This window comes from Xaviernesmea oryzae (assembly GCF_900109605.1).
Classification (GTDB): Bacteria; Pseudomonadota; Alphaproteobacteria; order Rhizobiales; family Rhizobiaceae; genus Xaviernesmea; species Xaviernesmea oryzae.
The window spans coordinates 291,339-312,801 of sequence record NZ_FOAM01000002.1 but is presented as its reverse complement, the minus strand read 5'-3'; the positions used below and the strand labels follow the sequence as shown (position 1 = coordinate 312,801).

The window sequence follows — 21,463 nt, the reverse complement described above, 5'->3', positions numbered from 1 at the left end:
GATTGCAGGACGACGCAGGGAAAAATCGAGAACGCTCGCGTGTTTCGGCCGGTTTGAGGCTCGATGACCGCTGTGTCGCAGGCCTTGCGATCGGATTGGCAAGCGCTTATTTGAGGCGAGACACCTGAACACCGGCCCATTTTCCGAGCCTATGTCTCTTTGCCCCCAGCGAGCGCTCGATTTTGGCCTTTATGGCCGCAAAACACTGTAAAACTGCCGTAAATACGGCCTTTGCTGTTTATAACCGGCGGGTCAAATTGGCGCCCGCCGACCCCATGGGCTATAACTCGGCCCATGATTCTCAAAACGAAGATCGTGATCGATAGTGACTGACCAAAGCACACCCGGCGGCAAGGATACGCCAGGCATCGAGCCCATCTCCATCATGGACGAGATGCAGCGCTCCTATCTCGACTATGCAATGAGCGTCATCGTCAGCCGCGCGCTGCCCGATGTGCGGGATGGATTGAAGCCGGTCCATCGCCGCATTCTCTACGGCATGTCCGAGCTCGGCATCGACTGGAACAAGAAATACGTCAAATGCGCCCGCGTGACCGGCGACGTGATGGGTAAGTACCATCCGCACGGCAATCTCGCGATCTATGACGCGCTGGCCCGCATGGCACAGCCGTGGTCGTTGCGCCTGCCGCTGATCGACGGTCAGGGCAATTTCGGCTCGATCGACGGCGATCCGCCGGCAGCCGAACGCTATACCGAATGCCGCCTGGAAAAGGCCGCCCACGCGCTGCTCGACGATCTTGACAAGGAGACCGTCGATTTTCGCGACAATTACGACGGCACGCTCTCCGAGCCTGTCGTCGTGCCGGCTAAGTTCCCGAACCTCTTGGTCAACGGTGCCGGCGGCATCGCGGTCGGCATGGCCACCAATATCCCGCCGCACAATCTGGGCGAGGTCATTAATGGCTGCATCGCGCTGATCGACGATCCGGCGCTCGAACTGCACCAGCTGATGGAAATCATTCCCGGCCCGGATTTCCCGACCGCCGCCTTCATTCTGGGCCGCTCGGGCATCCGCTCGGCCTATGAGACCGGACGCGGCTCGGTGATCATGCGTGGGCGTGCGACCGTCGAGCCGATGCGTGGCGACCGCGAGCAGATCATCATCACCGAGGTTCCCTATCAGGTGAACAAGGCGACGATGATCGAGAAGATGGCCGAGCTGGTGCGCGACAAGCGCATTGAAGGCATCTCCGACATTCGCGACGAGTCCGACCGCCAGGGCTACCGGGTCGTGATCGAGCTGAAGCGCGACGCCAATGCCGAGGTCATTCTCAACCAGCTCTATCGCTACACGCCGCTGCAGACCTCCTTCGGCTGTAACATGGTGGCGCTGAACGGCGGCAAGCCGGAGCAGATGACGCTGCTCGACATGCTGCGCGCCTTCGTCGCCTTCCGTGAGGACGTTGTTTCTCGCCGCACCAAGTTCCTCCTGCGCAAGGCGCGCGAGCGGGCTCATGTTTTGGTCGGTCTTGCCATCGCAGTCGCCAATATCGATGAGGTGATCAAGCTGATCCGCGAGGCGCCGGATCCGGCGACCGCGCGCGAGCAGATGATGACCCGCCGCTGGCCGGCGGCCGACGTCGAATCGCTGATCCGCCTGATCGACGATCCGCGCCACCGCATCAACGACGATGGAACCTATAATCTGTCGGAAGAGCAGGCGCGCGCGATCCTCGAATTGCGCCTCGCCCGCCTGACGGCGCTTGGCCGCGATGAGATCGGTGACGAGCTCAACACGATCGGCGCGGAGATCCGTGACTATCTGGAAATCCTGGGTTCGCGCCTGCGCATCATGCAGATCGTCAAGGACGAGCTGACCGCCGTACGCGAGGAGTTCGGCACGCCGCGCCGTACCGAGATCGTCGAAGGCGGTCCGGACATGGACGACGAGGATCTGATCGCGCGCGAGGACATGGTCGTGACCGTCTCGCATCTCGGCTATATCAAGCGCGTGCCGCTGACGACCTATCGCGCCCAGCGGCGCGGCGGCAAGGGCCGCTCCGGCATGGCCACGCGCGACGAGGATTTCGTCAACCGCCTGTTCGTCGCCAATACGCACACACCGGTTCTGTTCTTCTCCTCGCGCGGCATCGTCTACAAGGAAAAGGTCTGGCGCCTGCCGATCGGCACGCCGCAGTCCAAGGGCAAAGCGCTGATCAACATGCTGCCGCTGGAACCCGGCGAGCGCATCACCACGATCATGCCGCTGCCGGAAGACGAAGCGTCCTGGGAAAACCTCGACGTCATGTTCTCCACAACGCGCGGCACGGTTCGCCGCAACAAGCTGTCGGACTTCGTGCAGGTCAACCGTAATGGCAAGATCGCCATGAAACTCGATGAAGAGGGCGACGAAATCCTCTCGGTCGAGACCTGCACCGAGCATGACGATGTGCTGCTGACGACGGCACTTGGCCAGTGCATCCGTTTCCCCGTTGATGATGTGCGCGTCTTTGCCGGCCGCAATTCGATTGGCGTGCGCGGCATTTCGCTGGGCGAGGGCGATCGGATCATCTCCATGACCATCGTCGGCCATGTCGATGCCGAGCCCTGGGAACGCGCCGCCTATCTCAAGCGCGCTGCTGCCGAACGGCGCCAGACGACCGGCGAGGACGAGGAGATCGCCCTTGTTGGCGAAGAGGTCACCGAGGAAGGTCAGCTTCCCGACACGCGCTATGAGGAGCTGAAGGCACGTGAGCAGTTCGTTCTCACCGTGTCTGAAAAGGGCTTCGGCAAGCGCTCGTCGACCTATGATTTCCGCACGTCAGGCCGAGGCGGCAAGGGCATCCGCGCCACCGACCCCTCGAAAATCTCCGAGATCGGCGCGCTGATTGCCGCCTTCCCGGTCGAGGAAGGAGATCAGATCATGCTGGTTTCGGATGGCGGACAGTTGATCCGGGTTCCGGTCAACGGCATCCGTCTGGCAAGCCGCGCAACGAAGGGCGTGACCATCTTCTCCACTGCCAAGGATGAGAAGGTCGTTTCCGTCGAACGTATCAGCGAGCCTGAGGAAACAGAAGACGGGGCGGAGATCGTTACCGAGATCGTTCCTGAAGGGGCGCCACCGGCTGCTGATTGAGCACTCCGTGGTCTTCCGTTAACGGACACGGCAGAATGTAAAACGGGGCGGGCGCTCGGCGCTCGCCCTTTTTCGTCTCAGATGCGGCAAAAAGAAAAGCCGGACGGGAGGGAACCGTCCGGCTTTTGTTCGTCAGGATGCTGGAGGTCATCCGACGTTGAAACTGACTTGACGGATATCACCGCCGCATTATGTCGACATCGTGGCTTGCCTGCCAATCAAGCAATGCGAACGCCTGTTGTACTTTGTAAGCCGGGGGACAGTGGAATTTGCCGTTTCGGGCGATCACTGGAAAGACGGTGTATACGCCAAAGACTCGTCGCCTTATACACTGAAGCCTTTTGCGCGTGCTTCCTTCAGTGCGAGCCTATCCTTTTGGAGATCATTGATTGTCTTGGCGAAATCGACCAGAAACACAAAACAAATAACGGCCGACATGAGCGTCATCGTAATGGCCATGGCGGTATCCTTAAGCATAGAACTGTTTTAGTTAAGTCTGGAGCGCTGGGCGCTTCTGCCCCTTTGTGCCTCTTCCCGCATGGCATGCAGGGTAGCAAAAAGCATCGCGAAGAACATCGTGATTGAGAGAAGCAAGAGAGCCATCGTCGTCATCCTTTCAACCCATTAACGACCCTTTCGAACAAAAGGTTCCCGTCTGGTTGCTACCGATGAAGAATGTCTAGCCCTTCTATTCTTCAACAGCTGTATCCTCGGGAACAGGACCAGCCCGGCGGGTCGCTCTTGCGGCGGGGAACTGGCCATGACAAAAGGCCGCCACGAACGGACACAGGTGACGATGACCAAAGCCTTCTTTCCAGGATCCTTCGATCCGATGACCAACGGCCATCTCGACATTTTGCGCCAGAGCCTGTCCGTGGCGCGCGCGGTGGTCGTCGGTATCGGTGTGCATCCGGGAAAGGCGCCGCTGCTGAGCGCGCAGCAGCGCGCGACGCTGATAGAGCACGTGGTGGGCGAAGCTATCGCTGACCGGGCTGCGGATGTTTCTGTCGTTTTCTTCGACGGGCTGGCAATCGAGGCGGCGCGTGCGCATGGCGCGACGCTGCTGATGCGCGGACTGCGCGATGGAACGGATCTGGATTACGAGATGCAGATGGCGGGCATGAACCGGCAGATGGCGCCGGAGATCCAGACGGTGTTCCTTCCGGCTGCCGCCGCGCTCAGGCCCATAACCGCCACATTGGTTCGCCAAATCGCTGCCATGGGTGGTGATATCACGCCCTTCGTGCCCGCGCCGGTCCTCAAGGCGCTGCGGGACCTTCACGGCCGACCGGCCTGATGACCGCCGCGCCCTGACGCCGTTCCCCGTTCAATTCAAGACGACCCTTTGGAGCTCATGGATGAAAATTCGCCATTTCGCATTTGCCGGCGCACTTCTGCTGTCTGCCGTCGCTTCCCAGGCCTTCGCACAGGCAAAGGAGTATCTGACGATCCAGCTGAAGGACGGCCCTGTGGTCGTCGAGCTTCGCCCGGACATTGCGCCCAAGCACGTCGCGCGACTGAAGGAACTGGCGGCCGAAGGCGCCTATGACAACGTCGCATTCCACCGGGTGATCCCCGGCTTCATGGCGCAAACCGGCGACGTCAAGTTCGGTAATATGGAGAAGAACTTCCAGCCGGATCAGGCCGGCATGGGCGGCTCCGACAAGCCGGACCTGAAGGCGGAATTCTCCAAGGTGCCGTTCGAGCGCGGCACGGTCGGCATGGCCCGTTCGCAAAGCCCGAACTCCGCCAATTCGCAGTTCTTCATCATGTTCGCCCCCGGCTCCTTCCTCAACGGCCAGTACACGGTCGTCGGCCAGGTGGTGAAGGGCATGGAGAACGTCGACAAGATCAAGAAGGGCAGCGAAGCCAATAACGGCTCCGTCAGCGATCCCGACCGCATGATCAGCGTCAAGGTCGGCCGCTAACAGTCCGGGGCAGGGCCGCCGAAATGCGCGGCGGCCTCCGGACAAGACTGCGGGCAAACCATCCGCCCGAACAAGACATATAAAGGAGAGACAGCATGGCCGAGATCAAGGATCCGGAAAACACCCTCATCATGGAAACCACGCAGGGCCGCGTCGTTATCGAGCTGCGCCCGGACCTCGCGCCCGGCCACGTCGCGCGGATCAAGGAACTAGTCAGCGAGGGCGCCTATGACGGCGTCGTCTTCCATCGCGTGATCGCCGATTTCATGGCCCAGACGGGCGATGTGCAATATGGCAAGAAGGGCGGCGAAAGCTTCAATCCGTCCCGCGCCGGCATGGGCGGCTCGCAGAAGCCGGACTTGAAGGCCGAGTTTTCGCAGGAGTCGCATGTGCGCGGCACATGCTCCATGGCTCGTTCACAGAGCCCGAATTCGGCCAACTCGCAGTTTTTCATCTGCTTCACCGACGCACCCTGGCTCAATCGCCAGTACACGGTCTGGGGCAAGGTGATCGAAGGCATGGACAATGTCGACAAGATCAAGAAGGGCGAGCCGGTCAAGGATCCGGACTCGATCGTCTCGATCAAGTTGGCGTCTGCGGCCTGAGGCTGTCGTGCAGGGCCAAGTTGCGGCCTTGCAAATACCTCATGCGATAGAACCTTGCCTATGGAGCGCGTTGCGAGCGAAAAGGTCGCGGCGCGCTCTAAAGCATGTCGCGCAAAACTGCGCAGCCGGCGATGCGGCCGCATCTGCCACGCCGTCGCCGGTTCCCATCCGCGATCCCGGGCCTCGTCCCATCGCCCCCGACCCTTAAGAGCCAGACATGCGCGTCGATCTCTTCGACTTCGATCTGCCTGACGCTGCGATTGCGCTGCGCCCGGCCCAGCCGCGCGATGCCGCGCGCCTGCTCGTCGTGCGGCCGGATGCAACCGCTGACGAGGTTCTTGCCGATCACGGCGTGCTCGATCTGCCGGATTTCCTTGAGCCCGGCGACGCGCTTGTCTTCAACGACACAAAAGTGATCCCCGCCCAGCTCCAGGGCATCCGCCGACGCGGGCCGGATGTGGCGACCGAGGTGGATTTTACGCTGCATATGCGTATCGGCGCTGGCAGCTGGAAGGCCTTCGCCCGCCCTGCCAAGCGGCTGAAACCGGGCGATCAGGTGACGTTTGGGCCTGATCTTACGGCCGAAATCACCGAGAAGGGCGAAGCCGGCGAGGTGACTTTGGCGTTCGACCGGTCTGGTCCCGCACTCGACCAGGTGATCATGACGGTCGGCCATATTCCGCTGCCGCCCTATATCGCCGCCAAACGGCCCGAGGATGAAAAGGACCGGGCCGACTACCAGACGATCTACGCGCGTGAAGAAGGCGCCGTAGCCGCTCCAACAGCCGGGCTGCACTTCACCGAGCGACTGTTTGCGGCGCTGGAAGCGCGCGGCATCGAGCGGCATTTCGTGACACTGCATGTCGGCGCCGGCACCTTTCTCCCCGTCAAGGTCGAGGACACCGATGCCCATCTCATGCATCAGGAAATCGGCTATGTCAGCACCGAGACGGCTGCGGCGCTCAATGCCGTGAAGGCACGGGGCGGGCGGATCGTCTGCGTCGGCACCACCTCGCTCAGGCTGATCGAGAGCGCGGCGAATGACGATGGCACGCTCAAGCCCTGGTCCGGCGCCACGGGCATCTTTATCACGCCTGGCTATCGCTTCCGCGCGGTGGATCTGCTGATGACCAATTTTCACCTGCCGCGTTCGACGCTGTTCATGCTGGTCTCGGCCTTTTGCGGCCTGGAGACCATGCACCGGGCTTATGCTCACGCTATTCAGACCGGCTATCGCTTCTACTCCTACGGCGACACAAGCCTGCTTTTCCGGAAAACCTCATGACAGACCGCTTCCAATTTTCCCTGCTTGCCACTGACGGCAAGGCCCGGCGCGGACAGATCTCCATGCCGCGCGGCGTCGTGCGCACGCCGGCCTTCATGCCCGTGGGCACGGTCGGCACGGTCAAGGCCATGTATTTGACGCAGGTGCGTGAGCTCGGCGCTGACATCATTCTCGGCAACACCTATCATCTGATGCTGCGCCCCGGTGCGGAACGCGTTGCCCGCCTTGGCGGCCTGCACGAGCTGATCCGCTGGCCGGAGCCGATCCTGACCGATTCCGGCGGCTTTCAGGTCATGTCGCTTTCCGGCCTGCGCAAGCTCGACGAGAAGGGCGTGACCTTCAAGAGCCATGTCGATGGCGCGTTGCATCACATGTCGCCGGAACGTTCGATCGAGATCCAGGGCCTGCTCGACAGCGACATCCAGATGCAGCTGGACGAGTGCCTGGCGCTGCCGGCTGAGCGCAACGAAATCGAGCGGGCGATGGAGCTGTCTCTGCGCTGGGCAGAGCGCTGCAAGGTGGCATTCGGCGATCAGCCGGGAAAAGCCATGTTCGGCATCGTCCAAGGCGGCGATATTCCCGAACTCCGGGTGCGCTCCGCCGAAGCGCTGGCCGGGCTCGACCTGAAGGGGTATGCCGTCGGTGGGCTCGCCGTGGGTGAGCCACAGGCTGTCATGCTCGACATGCTCGACACCACCTGCCCGGCGCTGCCCGCCGACAAGCCGCGCTATCTCATGGGTGTCGGCACACCGGACGACATCCTGAAATCGGTGGCACGCGGCATCGACATGTTCGATTGCGTGATGCCGACGCGCTCCGGCCGCCATGGTTTGGCCTTCACCCGCCATGGCCGTATCAACATCCGCAATGCCCGTCATGCCGAGGACCCGCGGCCGCTCGACGAAGCCTCGTCCTGCCCGGCCGCGCGCGACTATTCGCGTGCTTATCTGCACCATCTCGTGCGCAGCAACGAGGCCTTGGGCGGCATGCTTTTGACCTGGAACAACCTGTCCTATTATCAGGATCTGATGGCCGGCATTCGCGCGGCGATCGAGGAAGGCCGCTTCCAGTCCTTCATGGAGGAGACGCAGGAGACCTGGGCGCGCGGCGATATCGCTCCGAGATAAGGCGTGTTCGGCGTTTACGCTCGCATGCGGTTCATGCGGGCAGGGCCGCTTCGTCGTGCTGCTGCAGCTTGTGGGCAAGATGCGTGCGCACAGTCGGCCATTCTCGATCGAGGATGCTGTAGACGCAGGTATCGCGCAGCGTCCCGTCCGCCATGCGCATGTGCTGCCGCAAGATGCCATCGAGCCTGGCGCCCAGCCGCTCGATGGCGCGTCTGCTCTGGTGGTTCATGACATGCGTTCGCAGCTCCACGGCGAGGCAGCCGAGCTGATCGAAAGCGTGGCTCAGAAGAAGCAGCTTCGCTTCCGTGTTCAATGCCGTGCGCTGAACCCGCTTTGCATACCAGGTCGCTCCGATCTCCAGGCGGGGCGTGTCAAGATCGATATTGAGGTAGGTCGTCATGCCGACCACATCGCCGCTGATATGATCGATCACCGTGAAAGGCAGCATCGTGCCGGCCGTCTGACGCTTCAGGCATCGCTCGATATGGGCCGCGACATCCTCCGGTTTCGGCACTGCCGTGTACCAGAGCCGCCAGAGCGCACCATCCCGAACCGCTGATACAAGCCCATCATGATGGTCGGGGCTGAGCGGTACGAGGGTGACCGTCTTTCCCGACAGGGCGACCGGGCTTAAAGGCATGATGGAGTCTCCAGGCGAAATGGATTATTTTAGATATCCTTTTCGTAATTGCCGGTCCATCCGCATCTTGTCACGCATTGTGCTGGCCTTCACCCCAGGCCAGAGGTGAGTCGAGGACCGGCAGGGCCTCGACTCGCCCTGTCTCAATAGTCCGAGATCTTCTTCATGTAGCGCCGATCTTCCAGGATGACCGTGCCGCGCTGGTCGGCGAGCTTGTAGGCGAACTTCCAGAGCGTGTCGAAGAAGATCAGCGGCACGAGATAGCCCTGGAAAGCCTCATCGATGCCATCGAGATCCAATTCCCTGGCATCGAGCACCAGCACGTTCTCCTTGGAGCCGAAGCGGTAGAGGAAGTCGCGGGCGCGTTCTTCAAGCCGGCGGGTCTCGTCCAATCCGATCATGCAGACGAATTTCGCATCCTTGTCGACCACCTCGAACGGCCCATGGAAGAACTCATCGGCATGAATTGCCTGCGAGTTGATCCACAGCATTTCCATGAACACGCAGATGGCAAAGGAATAAGCCGCACCATAATTGGCGCCGCTCGCCAGCGTGTAGATCACAGGTGCCTGGCTGAATTGCGCGGCGAAGGCATCGAAGCGGTCGGCATAGACGAGATGCGCCTTGTCGATGGCCGGCTGCAGCGCGCTCAGGCTCTTGAGCAGGCTGTCGACGACATCGACGCCCTCGACCTGCCTGATGAGGCCGGCAAGGATCATGTAGAGCACGCCGTAATTGCTATCGGCCGCGTCGATGGGAACGCCCGTCGTATAGGAGGCTTGGTAGGCAACCACGCGCTCGGCCGCCGTGCCGAGCGGCGAGGCGGGATCGAGCGTCATGGCGATGGTAAAGGCACCCTTGGCGCGAGCGTGGGCAGCGGCACGCGCCGTCTCCTTCGTCGTGCCGGTCTGCGAGCAGAGAACGACCAGCGACGAGGGCCCGAGCTTGCGCGGATCGCGTGTAACGAATTCGTCGCCATTATAGACATCGGAGGTGAGTGCGCTGGAATGGCGGTCCAGGAAATACTTGCCCGGATGCATGATCGACAGCGAACCGCCACAGGCGACGAGGAAGACATGGGTGATCTTCCGGTCCTTGATGGCGGCCAGCGCGGCGTGAATGTCCTGGTTGATTTCGGTCTTCATAATCTCTCGTTTCGGGTCGGCGTTGACAGTGTGAAAGTGATATGCGAACGTTCTCACATCTACTCAATCAGAAAGCTTCCCAATGGTCAAGATTGTTGCGATGGGCGATAATGTCGTCGATTGCTACCTCGCACAGGACAGCATGTTCCCTGGCGGGAACTGTCTCAATGTAGCTGTATTTATTCGTCAATTTGGCGGTGAGTCCGCTTATGTGGGCGCTGTCGGGCGGGATGGGGCAGGCCGGGCGATTGTTGAAGCCTTGCAGGCAGAGGGCGTCGATATCACTCGTCTGCGTCAGCTCGATGGGCCGACAGCCTATTGCGTAATCGGCCATCGGGATGCCGATCGAATCTTCGTCACCTTCGATTTGGGTGTGTCGATGTTCACGCCGTCTGAAGCCGATCTGGCGTTTTTGTCCGGCTTTGACGCCGTGCAGATCGGCCAGTCGAGCGGCCTCGATGACTATCTCGCCGAGATCGCTGCGCTTCGTCCGCTTTCCTATGATTTCTCCAACAAATACACGCAGGAGAAGATCGCCCTGCGCGCGCCGCTCTGCTTCCTGGCCTCGGCATCGGCAGGTGACAGGCCCTACGAGGAGGCTTTGGCGCTGCTGCGGCAGCTTCTCGACGCCGGGGCAACATGGGCGCTGGTGACGCGTGGAGGCGAGGGCGCGATGCTCGGCCACGGCGAAGAGTTGTTTGAAGTGCCAGCGGCCAAAGCCGAACTGGTCGATACGCTTGGGGCAGGGGATACCTTCATCGCCCGCACGCTTTTCGGCCTGGTTCAGGGCGAAGCACCGGAGGCGCTCCTCAAGGCGGCAGCGGCAGAAGCCGCACGCACCTGCAGCTATTACGGAGCCGTTGGCCATGGCCGACCGATCGATATCCCGATGGATCTCCAGGCCCTGCGTGTCGCCTATCCCGATCTCTTAAATTCATCGACGCCTGCGGCCGCGCGAGCGTAGCGGCCGCGTTCCGAAGTGCGGTCTTGAGGGATCGGGCAGTGCTCGATCCTGTCTTTGCGTTCGCCTTACGACGGCGGGATCTCAACGGCGCGCGGCCGGGCGATCGAGCCGCGTTCGGCAAATTTTGGCTTGAGCGCCAGACGTTGCGGTGGCCCATCCTCGCCGGCAATGCGGGCAAGCATCAGCCGTGCCGCAGCCTCGCCCATGTCGGTCAGCGGCTGAACGACCGCGGCGATGCCGGGGCGGATGAAGCTCATCCAGTCGAGATCGTCAAAGCAGATCAACGAGAGATCCTCGGGGATCTGAAGATGAAGGGCGGTAATCGCCTCCATCGCCGCGGCGGCCATCAGGCCATCGGCTGGAAACAACGCGGTCGGGCGGTCGGCCATATGCAGAAGACGCCGCGTTTCCTTGCCGGCCGCCTCCGCGGAATAGGTGCCGACCCGGCCGATTAGCGCGGGATCGACAGGCAGCCTGGCTTCCTTCAGCGCTTCGACATAACCGTAGAGGCGTTGCCAGCTGGGGAAAAGCGTCGCCGAATCAAGGCTGCCTGTTTCCACGGCTCTCAGAAAGTCCTCGACATCGCCGCCCTCCCAGCCTTCGAGCTCGGCCACAAGACCGATGCGCCGGTGACCTGCTGCGACCAGGCGGGCGATACAGTCGCGCGAGGCGGCATGATTGTCGACGCACACCCCATCGACGGCAAGATCGCGCACCAGACGATCGATCAATACCACGGGGCAGCCGTCGCGGACGGTGGCGTGCAGATGGGCGGATCCGGTCAGGTCTGACGGCGCGATGATCAATCCATCCACCTGCTTTTCCCGCAAAAGTTGCACCGCCTCCAGTTCACGGTCCAGGCGCTCGTCACTGTTGGTGAGCAGAATGCCGAAACCGGCCGCGCGGGTCACGTCGGAGACGCCGCGCATCACACTGGCGTAAAAGGGCGATTGGATGTCCCCGGCGACGACGCCGATGGTCTTGGTCTTGCCGGTGATCAGGCTGCGGGCGAGGAGGTTCGGGCGGTAGCCGAGCTCTTCGGCAGCCTTGCGGACCTTGTCCTTGATCTCCTGACGCGAGTAGCCGTAATCGCCGAGCACCCGGCCCGCCGTTGCCGTGCTGACCCCGGCGCGCTTCGCCACTTCCGCGATCGTGATCTTGTCGCGCTGTCTGTCGCTCATGGCTGTCTTATCCCCAGCTTCCCGGCCTGCCTTGGTGCGTGTTCGCACCGGTCGCCGCAGCGGCCGAATTTCTCACTTGACGAACAAAAAAAAGCAATGCCTATAATGTGAGAACGTTCGCACACTGATTTTCATCTCGCAAGCGGGATCGGATGCGTGGGCCACGGGTTCCAACAACAAAGGGGAGAAGGGTGATCACCATGATCGGTACACTGGGAAAGACGCTTGCGTGCGCTGCGGGCCTGCTCGTTGCACTCGCCACGGCTGCACAGGCCGCGAATGTCGACAAGGCGTTGCATGACGCGCTGCCGGCAAACTATCAATCGAAGGGCGTGGCCGTGGCCGCCTTCAACGATTGGCCGCCGGATGAATTCGTCGAGAACGGCGAGCTGAAGGGTTGGAGCATCGACATGGCCAAGGCGATGTCCGAGCGGCTCGGCGTTCCCTTCTCCTTCGAAGCAACCAGCTTCGACGTCATCATTCCCGGCCTTGCGTCCAAGCGCTATGACGCCGGCTTCTCCTCCTTCGGCGTCACGCCGGAGCGGCTGGAGGTGCTGGATTTCGTTCCCCAGCGCAAGGAGGGGACGGGTTATGCGTTCCTCAAGGGCAAGCCGCTGACGCTAAAAGAGGAAAAGGACCTCTGCGGCCACAGCGTCGCGCTTCTGACCGGCGCATGGGACCTGCAATATCTGACCAAGGTCAGCGCCGAACTCTGCGCCGACAAGCCAATCGACCTGCAACAGTTCACCACCCAGAACGCCGCTGAGCTGGCTGTTTCCTCGGGCCGAGTGGAAATCGTCGCTGCCGGCTCTGCCAAGCTTGCCTATCTCGCCAAGCAGACCGGTAAATTCGAGATGGCCGGCTTCATCAGCAATGCTGTCTTCAACGGTATCGGTGTGCGCAAGGGCGACGCACTTGGCCCGGCCTTGAAAGGCGCGCTTCAGGCGATGATCGATGACGGCAGCTATAAGGCGATCATGGCGAAATGGGGTGTGGATGGGGCCGGCATGCTCGACAAGGCCGTGCTGATCACCAAGGACAACCCGAACCCCTAAGTGCCTGACGGGCTGAAAGCCGGGGCAGGACATGCCCCGGCGCGCTCCCACAGAAAGACCTGATCAATGGCAGAATCGCCAGAAAGAGCGGCGGGTCCGCTCCACCGCCATCCCGACATTCACACTGTGAAGCCTGTCGACGTGTTTCACCCGTCCTGGTGGATCGGCGGCGCCGTCCTCGTCGGCTTCGCCATCCTGTTCATCCGGCTGCTCATCACCAACGAAAACCTGCAATGGTCGATCGTCTGGCAATACCTCTTCAGCCCGGAAATTCTGGCCGGGCTCGGCCGGACGCTGATGCTCACCTTCCTGGCAATGATCTTCGGCATGATCATCGGCACGGCCGTCGCGGTCATGCGGCTGTCACGCAATCCCGTGTTCCGCTCCGTCAGCTGGGTCTGGATTTGGTTTTTCCGCGGCGTGCCGCCGCTGGTGCAGCTGGTTTTCTGGTATAACCTGGGTCTTCTCATTCCGGAGGTGTCGATCGGCATTCCCTTCGGCCCGACTTTGTGGTCGGCCTCCACCAACCAGCTGATCACGCCGCTCAGCGCCGCGCTTCTGGGTCTCGCCTTCACGGAAAGCGCCTATGCAGCCGAAATGATCCGCGCCGGCATCCAGGCCGTCAGCGCCGGACAGACAGAGGCGGCCGCAACCTTGGGCATGACGCAGGCGCAGACCTTGCGTCGCATCATCCTGCCTCAGGCGCTGCGCATCATCATTCCGCCGATCGGCAACGACACCATCTCCATGCTCAAATTCACCTCGCTCGTCAGCGTGCTCGCCCTGCCGGACCTGCTCTATTCGGCGCAGATGATCTATTCGCGCACCTATCAAACCATTCCGCTGCTGATCGTGGCGACGATCTGGTACCTCGTCCTGTCGACCATCCTGACCGTCATCGAACACCATATCGAGCAGCGGCTGAAGGGCGGCGCATCGCTGGACTGGCAGACCATCGCCCGCTCGCTGTTCAAAAGCCGTTTCTGGGGCGTTCGGCGCGGGGAGGCGCTGTCATGATGGCCACGACCTCCATGCCGCTTCTCACTGTCGAGCGCCTGTCGAAAAGCTTCGGCGCGCATCAGGTGCTCAAATCCATCGACATGACGGTCGCCGCCGGCGACGTCACCTGTATCGTTGGCCCCTCCGGATCCGGCAAGAGCACGCTTTTGCGCTGTCTCAACTATCTGGAAGTGCCAAGTTCCGGCGCCGTCTTCCTGGAGGGCGAGCCCGTGGGCCTGCGCTGGAAGGGCGAAAAGCTCTATCGCATGTCGTTCAACGAACTGTCCATGCAGCGCCAGCGGATGGGCATGGTGTTTCAGGGCTTCCATCTCTTTCCGCACAAGACCGCACTGGAAAACGTCATCGAGGCGCCCGTCGTTGTCAAAGGCGTGCCTAAGGCGCAGGCGATCGAGGAGGCCATGCGGCTTCTCGACAAGGTGGGCTTAAGCGAACGCGCGCATTATTATCCAGCGCAGCTATCCGGTGGCCAGCAGCAGCGCGTGGCGATTGCCCGGTCTCTGGCGATGCAGCCGGCACTGATGCTGTTCGACGAGCCGACCTCCGCGCTTGATCCAGAACTGGTGGGCGAAGTGCTGGCCGTCATGCGCCAGCTCGCGGAAGAGGGCATGACCATGGTCGTGGTCACCCACGAGATGGCCTTTGCCCGCGACGTGGCAGACCACTTGGTGTTCATGGATGGCGGCGTCATCGTCGAGGCCGGGCCGCCGCGCACGGTGCTGGGCAATCCGCAGCATGCCCGCACGCGCGCCTTCCTGGCGCGCGTTCAATAGGCCCGTTTCATCGTTTTGTCGCCCTGCCTTGAGGTTTGACCATGCAGCATTACGCCGCCGACGAGGTCCATCGGCTCCTCGACTATCCGCGCCTTGTCGAAGCCCTGCGCGTCGCCCATCGCGATGGGGATATGCCGCAGATGGATGTCAAGGTGCTGAGCGATGCGGTTCGGCCGGACAACAAGTTCGTCTCGCTGCTCTCCTGGGCGGCCGGCGATGTGATCGCGGTGAAGCTTGTCGGCGTCTTTCCCGGCAATGTCGATCTCGCGCCGGCACAGCCGTCCGTCCAGGGTCTTGTCACCCTGTTCGATGGGCGCACCGGCGCGCCGCTTGCGACCTGCGACGGCGCTGCGCTGACATTTCGCAAGACGGCGGCGGATTCTGCGCTCGGCGTGCAGTGCCTTGCGCGTGAGGATGCCGAGGTTCTGCTCGTCGTCGGGGCGGGCGGTCTGGCCCCACATGTGATTGCCGCACACACCGCCGTGCGTCCCACGCTCCGGCGCGTGCTGATCTGGAACCGGAATATCGCAAAAGCCGAGGCTCTCGCGTCCCGGCTGCAAGCGGAGGGACGGCACGTCTCCGTCGCCGGCTCGCTCGATAAGGCCGTTGCCGAAGCGGACATCATCTCCTGCGTCACCATGGCAACCGAGCCCTTGGTCAAGGGCCGGCTTCTCAAGCCCGGCGCTCATGTCGATTTGATCGGCGCCTATCTGCCTGAGATGCGCGAGGCCGACGACCAGGTCATCAGGCGGGCAGGGCGGCTCTTCGTCGATACGCGCAACAATGCGCAAGGGTCGGGCGATGTTGCCGGGCCGATGGCTGCCGGCATCCTGCAGGAGGACGGCATCGTGGCCGACCTCTTCGATCTCTGCCAGGGCCGCCACCTTGGACGTGATAGCAACGACCAGATTACGGTCTTCAAAAATGTCGGCGGCGGTCACCTGGATATGATGACGATGCGACATCTGGTGAAGCAGGCTTCGCCCTGAGGACAGGCTACCCTAACGCGCTAGCGCCATTCATAGGCCTTCTTCCCTCGGAAGGGCCTGATCTCGACCAAAGTCGTGCGCTCTGCATGGCTTTGCGCATAGGCCTGCGCGTCCTGATCGTCATTGAAACCGATGAACACCATCAGCATCGACTGCGCCTTTGGCTGGCCCTTCTTCCTGTAGGAGATGTTGACGGCGCAATGCGGATAGCCTGCATCGATCGCCTCGGCATTGTCGCCGGTCAGGGCGAGAAACTGGCCGAGGCCGAGGAAGCGGTCGATCGCGGCAAAGGCGGCCGCCTGTGACATGCGCTGGTTGGCCTCTGCCCCAAGCGGGCGTCCGTAAAACAGGCTATCGACCAGGCCCTTGCGGCGCTTCGTCTCGTAGACGACGAGTGCGCCTGCGGCAGCGAGCTCCAGCCTGAGATCATAGGTCTGGAATTCCTCGGGCGACCGGTCAAGCGCGCTGACCAGATCGCGCAAGGCAGCAACATAGTCGCCATAAAATGCAATCGCCATCGGGTCTCTCACTGTCTCGATCCGCAAAGCCCGGCTCTTAAAGCAAAATTGCGCCGATCGAAATCGCGATTGCGCAAAATGCTATCCGTTAAAGGCCGTAACGGCGGAAAGGCCGGCACAGGGCCGGCCTTTCCAACGGTTGGATACGGAGCTCCTTACCTTCAGGCGCGCCGATGGCTTGGCAGGCGGGGCAGCAGGATGGTGAGCAGCCCCAGCAGCGGCATGTAGGCGCAGACGCGATAGACGAACTCGATGCCCTCGCGATCGGCAAACAAGCCGAGCACCGCAGCGGCGATGCCGCCGAAACCGAAGGCGAAGCCGAAGAACAGGCCGGCGATCAGGCCGACGCGGCCCGGTACCAACTCCTGGGCAAAGACCACGATGGCGGAGAAGGCGGAGGAGAAGATAAAGCCGATGACCACCACCAGAACCGAGGTCCAGAACAGGTTCGCATAGGGCAGCATCAGCGCGAAAGGGATGACTCCCAGGATCGAGAACCAGATGACACTGCGCGAGCCGAAGCGATCGCCGATCGGGCCGCCGAAGAACACGCCCGCCGCTGAAGCGCCAAGGAACAGGAACAGCATGAGCTGCGCATCCTGTACGCCGACACCGAACTTATGGATGGCGTAGAAGGTGAAGTAGCTCGACAGGCTGGCGAGGTAGGCATTCTTGGTGGCCGTCAGCACGATCAGGATGGTCAGCGTCCAGGCTACCTGGCGGCCCGGCAAGGGCAGGGTGCGGCTAGGCGAGGGGCGTCCGGCCGCGCTGCGGCGATGGCGCATGTACCAGACACTGACGCCCGACAGCACGCAGAAGCCGAGCAGCGCGATCAGCGAAAACCAGCTGAGAACCGCCTGACCCCGGGGAATGACGATAAAGGCGGCGAGCAACGGGCCGATCGCCGTACCGGTATTGCCGCCCACTTGGAAGAAGGACTGCGCCAGGCCATGCCGCCCGCCGGATGCCAGCCGCGCCACGCGCGAGGCCTCGGGATGGAAGATCGCGGAACCGATGCCGATCAGGCAGGCCCCCAGCACTAGAATGGGAAAATGCGCGGCAAAGGCGAGCGTGATCAACCCTGCGCAGGTCGAGAGCATGGCAACCGGCAGCGAGAAAGGCATGGGCCAGCGATCCGTGACGATGCCGACCGCCGGCTGCAGCAGCGAGGCGGTGAACTGGAAGGCGAAGGTCAGAAGCCCGATCTGCACGAAATCCAGCGCGTAATTTTCCTTCAGCAGCGGATAGAGCGAGGTCAGCAGCGATTGCATGATGTCGTTGAGCATATGGCAGAAGCTGGCGGCGAAAATGATCGAGAACGCCGTTCTCTCAACCTGACGTCCCGTGGCGGCGGCGATACTGGCCATCCCTCTTATTCCCTATCCCTATGGTCCTGACGAAGCCGCTCATGTCCATGCGGCAACGATATGCATCGCTCATAGCGCGGTTGCCGATGGCCCGCTTTTGTGCTGTGGTCGATTTCTTTCGCGAGTGGGCCAAATGCGCATTCTGGACATGACCAAGCTCGATCACGCCGAAGGCTGGGAACATCATCGCCGGAGCTTGAGGTGGATCGATCAGGCGAACGAACCGGTATTGGCCCTCGGTCGAGTCTATCCGGCCGGTCTCAAAGTCGAGACGCATTCGCATAAGCGCACGCAGCTTTGGTTTGCCCAACGCGGTATCGTGCTCGTGACGACGGAGGAGGGGCGGTGGATGATTCCGCCCGGCCACGCGCTCGTCATTCCCGCCGGCGCTCAGCATTCGGCCGAGATGATCAGCCTTGTCGAGATGCAGTCCATCTATGTGGATGTCGTGCCGCGCCATGCGCCGCGGCCGCGCGTTGTCGAGGTGACGGCTCTTGCGCAGAACCTGATCGACGCGCTGGTGCAGGTGGACACCAAGCCGGCCAGCGAGCACCGGCTGTCGCTGATCACCGATCTTCTGCTCGATGAATTCGCAGCTCTGCCGGAGCGCCCGCTGGGCCTGCCTTTTCCTGGCGATCCACGCCTTGCCGGCCTCTGCCGCCGCTTCCTGAAATCGCCTTCGGCAACGGCGAGCATCGACGAGTGGGCGGCCGAGATGCGCATCGGCCGGCGCACGTTTACGCGGCTTTTTCGAGCCGAAACGGGTGTCAGCTTCGTCACTTGGCGCCAGCAGGCCTGCCTCTTCGCCTCGCTGCCGCGCCTGGCGGAAGGCGAGCCGGTGACCAATGTCGCCTTGGACGCCGGCTATGAGAACATCGCGGCTTTCTCGACCATGTTTCGCCGCATGCTCGGCCGCGCGCCAAGCACCTATTTGAAGGCAGGCTCATCCTGAAGGCGCTCGGCCTATCTGACCGGCGAGCCCCGGAGCGGTTGTCTCCACACTGCTACACCTTGGCCCGCAGCGTGATGACGGTCAGCTCGGCCGGCCGGCCGAGGCGGAGGGCGAAGCCGGGCCAAAGCCCGGTCCCGTTGTTGACATAAAGCTGCATGCCGCCGACCTGATAGAGGCCGGAGACAAAGCCGTTGTTGGCGCGGGCCACCAAGAGATCGAGGCCGCGCACCATTCCACCATGGGTATGACCGGACAGCTGGAGCGCAACGCCGGCTTCAGCAGCACGTGGCGCCATGCGTGGCTGGTGGTCGAGCAGAATGATCGGCGCATCCTGCGGCGCGCCATCGAGCGCCTTTTTCAGGTCCGGCGCCGGGTAGGGACTGCCAGTGGCGGCAAGATCGGTGACGCCAGCCAGCACCAGGCGCGACGCGCCGCGCTCGATCACGACATGGCGGTTCGTCAGCATGGTGATGCCCAGTCCGGCATCATGCGCCATCCAATCATCATAGCTGAAGAAATATTCGTGGTTGCCGGGGATGCCGAAAATCCCGTCTCGCGCTTTCAAGTTCGCCAGAGGCGCGATGTCGTCCCGCCGGTGCTCCACGCTGCCGTCGATGAAATCGCCGGTGATCGCCACGAGGTCGACATCAAGCGCATTGGCCCGCGCGACCACCTCCTGCGCCCAGGCGCGGGGAAAAAGCCGGCTGAGATGCAGATCCGTCAGCTGCAGGAGACGATAGCCATCAAATTCCGGCGCCAGGCCAGGGATCGCTACCTCCATCTGCTTGAGCGGTGGAAGGCGGATCGCCTGACTGACACCATAGGCCGTCAGGCCGAGCGCAAGCGCACCGATACCATAGCGCACCTCGGGCGGAACCCTCGGAAAACGCCAGGTTCCCAGCATCACAAGAAGCGACAGAAGGTCCAGCGCCAGCTGAAACACCGCCAGCAGCACCATGCTGCCAAACAGCATGGTCATGAGAATGATCAGAGGTCGCGGATATTCCGGCGCGAAAACAGAGCCGGACGTCAAACGGGCGATCAGCAGATGCTGCGAGGCGACCAGAAACAGGCCCGCGAGAACGATCTTGACGGGTAAGATCCAGGGAAGCGGCAGGAGAAAGCGAAAGACGACGACAAGCCAGGGAAGGCCGAGAACGAAATGGAACATCGGGGAGGGCTGCTTTGCGACAACAGATCGGGCTTCAACACATGGCGATCCCTCTCCCTTTCGGCAAGCGGTGCTGCGCGATCGATCCGACTTTCCGGCCAAAGCAAACGGCGCAGCACCCACGTCACAACAGGCCCTCCGCGATGCAATCCTACCCTCACGATGTGCCAGCGCTCGGCATCTGCGCCAGTGCAGCCTTGCCAGGTCGTTGCACGTCCAGATCGGTCTGGGGATCCGGCGCATCGTCCAGACGCGGCATATCGCTGCTGACCGGTCTGCGCCGGTCGCGAACGCTTTGATCGTAAAGCCTGTAGATTCCCTTGCCCGATGCCTTGGCAGCATAAAGCGCCTGATCGGCCTGCAGCATCAATTCCTGCAGCGTTGCCCGTCCAGCCTCATCCACTGCGGCGCCGACGCTGACACCGACCCGCGCCACGATCCGATCGCCAAAGTCGAACGGTTCGGCAACGGCAACGATGATCTCGATCCCCAGACGCCGCGCATCCTCGGTCGACATGCGCGGCACCAGAACCAGGAACTCGTCGCCACCCAGCCGGCAAACCGTTGCGCCCGTGCGGACCACGCTCGTCAATCTATGGGCCACCTGCTGCAACAGCATGTCGCCAGCGGCATGGCCTAAACCGTCATTGACCTGCTTGAAGCCATCGAGATCGAGATACAGCAAGGCGCGGGATGGGGAGGGCGAGGGCATGCCGTGAAATGCCGTCTCAAGCGCCCGCCGATTGGGAAGGCCGGTCAACGGATCCGTAAAGGCTTTCTGGCGGCTATCGATTTCGCCCCGAATGGCATCGATGGCAACTTTCCGGTGCTGACGAACGATGCCGATATTGACCAGCATGAAAAGCACCGATTGAACCGCGATCAACGGCAGAAATTCCGGATAGCGGATGCAGAATGCGATCTTGAAGCTCAAGTCGATGACCGTCACCTGGGCGATGGCATAGCGCGGCGCGGCAAAGTTCCGGCCGGCAATGCCGCCGATCACGGCCAAGCCACTGGCCAGCACCAGGATCGACAGCGCCACATCTCCCGAGAGAACGACGAGACAGAGTGTCGCAGACTGTATGAAGGCCCAGAGCAGGCCCGTGAGGAATATCGGCCCCGACGGCTCCATGATGCGCCGGACAAGACCGATGCGTACGCATAAGAGAGCCAGATCGCATGCGGCGAGAAACAGGAAGATCGGCCGCCCCGTGGAGCCATAGACCACCAGCGCCACGAGAATGGAGTTGAACGCCGAAAGGATCAGCGGCCTCTTAGAGGTGAAAAAGGCAGAGCGCAGCCGGCGCTGGATCTCGTCCGGCAAACTGTCACCGATCTCCGCCAGCCAACGAAGGGCGCGATTTCGCGGGGCTGGATAGGCGGAAGTTTCGGGCATGAATGTCTCGCAATAGCTTGGCTGCAAGCATGCTAAAGCTCGGCGGGTAAACAAGCCACTGACGCCGAATGCTTCGGCATCCGGCGAAGAAAATCATCGTCACGCGTGCTTAAGGTTTTGCCTGTGCGCAAGGTAAACAGTTCTGCCGAAAAATGCCGTAACAGAGAGAGAGAGAGAAGGCGGATGCAGGTCGCACTTGGATATAGGACAAACCCGCCGACAAAGTTTGTGGCAGCGATGTTGAAATGTC

20 protein-coding genes are annotated in these 21,463 nt (G+C 62.1%); 12 read left to right on the top strand and 8 right to left on the bottom strand.

Going from position 1 to position 21,463, the window contains the following annotated elements:
• The first annotated feature begins 325 nt into the window (after positions 1-325).
• On the top strand, positions 326-3,097 hold the full coding sequence (gene gyrA, locus BMX61_RS03200; protein ID WP_075627613.1) for a DNA gyrase subunit A: 2,772 nt from the start codon (positions 326-328) through the stop codon (positions 3,095-3,097).
• A 324-nt stretch (positions 3,098-3,421) separates the two neighbouring features.
• Here the strand turns inward: gyrA and BMX61_RS25295 are convergent, their stop codons facing one another.
• Entirely contained in the window at positions 3,422-3,556 is a 135-nt protein-coding gene (locus tag BMX61_RS25295; RefSeq protein WP_267890849.1) for a hypothetical protein, read from the bottom strand.
• Positions 3,557-3,893: 337 nt separating this feature from the next.
• Between BMX61_RS25295 and coaD the strand changes: the two genes are divergently transcribed.
• From coaD to tgt, 5 genes are all read left to right on the top strand, one after another.
• Positions 3,894-4,394, top strand: coding sequence for a pantetheine-phosphate adenylyltransferase (gene coaD / locus BMX61_RS03195; RefSeq protein WP_075627614.1), 501 nt, complete (start codon positions 3,894-3,896; stop codon positions 4,392-4,394).
• 61 nt (positions 4,395-4,455) lie between these two features.
• A complete protein-coding gene (locus BMX61_RS03190) occupies positions 4,456-5,025 on the top strand; it encodes a peptidylprolyl isomerase (protein ID WP_075627615.1) in 570 nt (189 codons plus the stop codon).
• A gap of 95 nt (positions 5,026-5,120) precedes the next feature.
• A complete protein-coding gene (locus tag BMX61_RS03185) occupies positions 5,121-5,630 on the top strand; it encodes a peptidylprolyl isomerase (RefSeq protein WP_075627616.1) in 510 nt (169 codons plus the stop codon).
• A gap of 217 nt (positions 5,631-5,847) precedes the next feature.
• Positions 5,848-6,915, top strand: a complete 1,068-nt coding sequence (queA, locus tag BMX61_RS03180) for a tRNA preQ1(34) S-adenosylmethionine ribosyltransferase-isomerase QueA (RefSeq protein WP_075627617.1) — start codon at positions 5,848-5,850, stop codon at positions 6,913-6,915.
• A complete protein-coding gene (tgt, locus tag BMX61_RS03175; protein ID WP_075627618.1) occupies positions 6,912-8,042 on the top strand; it encodes a tRNA guanosine(34) transglycosylase Tgt in 1,131 nt (376 codons plus the stop codon). The genes queA and tgt overlap by 4 nt, the downstream gene beginning before the upstream one ends.
• A 31-nt stretch (positions 8,043-8,073) precedes the next feature.
• Here tgt and BMX61_RS03170 read toward each other — a convergent pair whose 3' ends face one another.
• A complete protein-coding gene (locus tag BMX61_RS03170) occupies positions 8,074-8,682 on the bottom strand; it encodes a GNAT family N-acetyltransferase (RefSeq protein ID WP_075627619.1) in 609 nt (202 codons plus the stop codon).
• A gap of 143 nt (positions 8,683-8,825) precedes the next feature.
• A complete protein-coding gene (locus tag BMX61_RS03165; protein ID WP_075627620.1) occupies positions 8,826-9,827 on the bottom strand; it encodes an SIS domain-containing protein in 1,002 nt (333 codons plus the stop codon).
• An 82-nt stretch (positions 9,828-9,909) separates the two neighbouring features.
• Here BMX61_RS03165 and BMX61_RS03160 point away from each other — a divergent pair, with 82 nt between their 5' ends.
• Entirely contained in the window at positions 9,910-10,791 is an 882-nt protein-coding gene (locus tag BMX61_RS03160) for a PfkB family carbohydrate kinase (RefSeq protein WP_075627621.1), read from the top strand.
• 65 nt (positions 10,792-10,856) lie between these two features.
• On the opposite strand, the gene BMX61_RS03155 is transcribed toward BMX61_RS03160, so the two are convergent.
• Complete coding sequence (locus tag BMX61_RS03155) at positions 10,857-11,972, bottom strand: LacI family DNA-binding transcriptional regulator (protein ID WP_075627622.1); 1,116 nt, start codon at positions 11,970-11,972, stop codon at positions 10,857-10,859.
• A gap of 200 nt (positions 11,973-12,172) precedes the next feature.
• Between BMX61_RS03155 and BMX61_RS03150 the strand changes: the two genes are divergently transcribed.
• The 4 genes from BMX61_RS03150 to BMX61_RS03135 all read left to right on the top strand — a co-directional run bounded on the left by BMX61_RS03150 (position 12,173) and on the right by BMX61_RS03135 (position 15,806).
• Complete coding sequence (locus tag BMX61_RS03150) at positions 12,173-13,027, top strand: ABC transporter substrate-binding protein (protein WP_075627623.1); 855 nt, start codon at positions 12,173-12,175, stop codon at positions 13,025-13,027.
• A 66-nt stretch (positions 13,028-13,093) separates the two neighbouring features.
• Entirely contained in the window at positions 13,094-14,044 is a 951-nt protein-coding gene (locus tag BMX61_RS03145; RefSeq protein WP_075627624.1) for an amino acid ABC transporter permease, read from the top strand.
• A complete protein-coding gene (locus BMX61_RS03140; protein ID WP_407703733.1) occupies positions 14,041-14,817 on the top strand; it encodes an amino acid ABC transporter ATP-binding protein in 777 nt (258 codons plus the stop codon). The genes BMX61_RS03145 and BMX61_RS03140 overlap by 4 nt, the downstream gene beginning before the upstream one ends.
• 41 nt (positions 14,818-14,858) lie before the next feature.
• Positions 14,859-15,806 carry an ornithine cyclodeaminase gene (locus BMX61_RS03135; protein WP_075627625.1) on the top strand — a complete coding sequence of 316 codons (948 nt, stop codon included), beginning with the start codon at positions 14,859-14,861 and terminating at the stop codon, positions 15,804-15,806.
• Positions 15,807-15,826: 20 nt separating this feature from the next.
• On the opposite strand, the gene BMX61_RS03130 is transcribed toward BMX61_RS03135, so the two are convergent.
• Positions 15,827-16,324, bottom strand: coding sequence for a hypothetical protein (locus tag BMX61_RS03130; RefSeq protein WP_075627626.1), 498 nt, complete (start codon positions 16,322-16,324; stop codon positions 15,827-15,829).
• Between the two features lie 161 nt (positions 16,325-16,485).
• On the bottom strand, positions 16,486-17,691 hold the full coding sequence (locus BMX61_RS03125) for an MFS transporter (protein ID WP_075627627.1): 1,206 nt from the start codon (positions 17,689-17,691) through the stop codon (positions 16,486-16,488).
• Positions 17,692-17,824: 133 nt separating this feature from the next.
• Between BMX61_RS03125 and BMX61_RS03120 the strand changes: the two genes are divergently transcribed.
• On the top strand, positions 17,825-18,643 hold the full coding sequence (locus tag BMX61_RS03120) for an AraC family transcriptional regulator (RefSeq protein ID WP_083639431.1): 819 nt from the start codon (positions 17,825-17,827) through the stop codon (positions 18,641-18,643).
• Positions 18,644-18,695: 52 nt separating this feature from the next.
• Here BMX61_RS03120 and BMX61_RS03115 read toward each other — a convergent pair whose 3' ends face one another.
• Together BMX61_RS03115 and BMX61_RS25365 are read right to left on the bottom strand one after the other, a co-directional pair.
• Entirely contained in the window at positions 18,696-19,814 is a 1,119-nt protein-coding gene (locus BMX61_RS03115) for a metallophosphoesterase (RefSeq protein WP_075627629.1), read from the bottom strand.
• A 157-nt stretch (positions 19,815-19,971) separates the two neighbouring features.
• Positions 19,972-21,213: a diguanylate cyclase domain-containing protein gene (locus BMX61_RS25365; protein WP_075627630.1), complete on the bottom strand. Its 1,242-nt coding sequence runs from the start codon at positions 21,211-21,213 to the stop codon at positions 19,972-19,974.
• Positions 21,214-21,463: the final 250 nt, after the last annotated feature.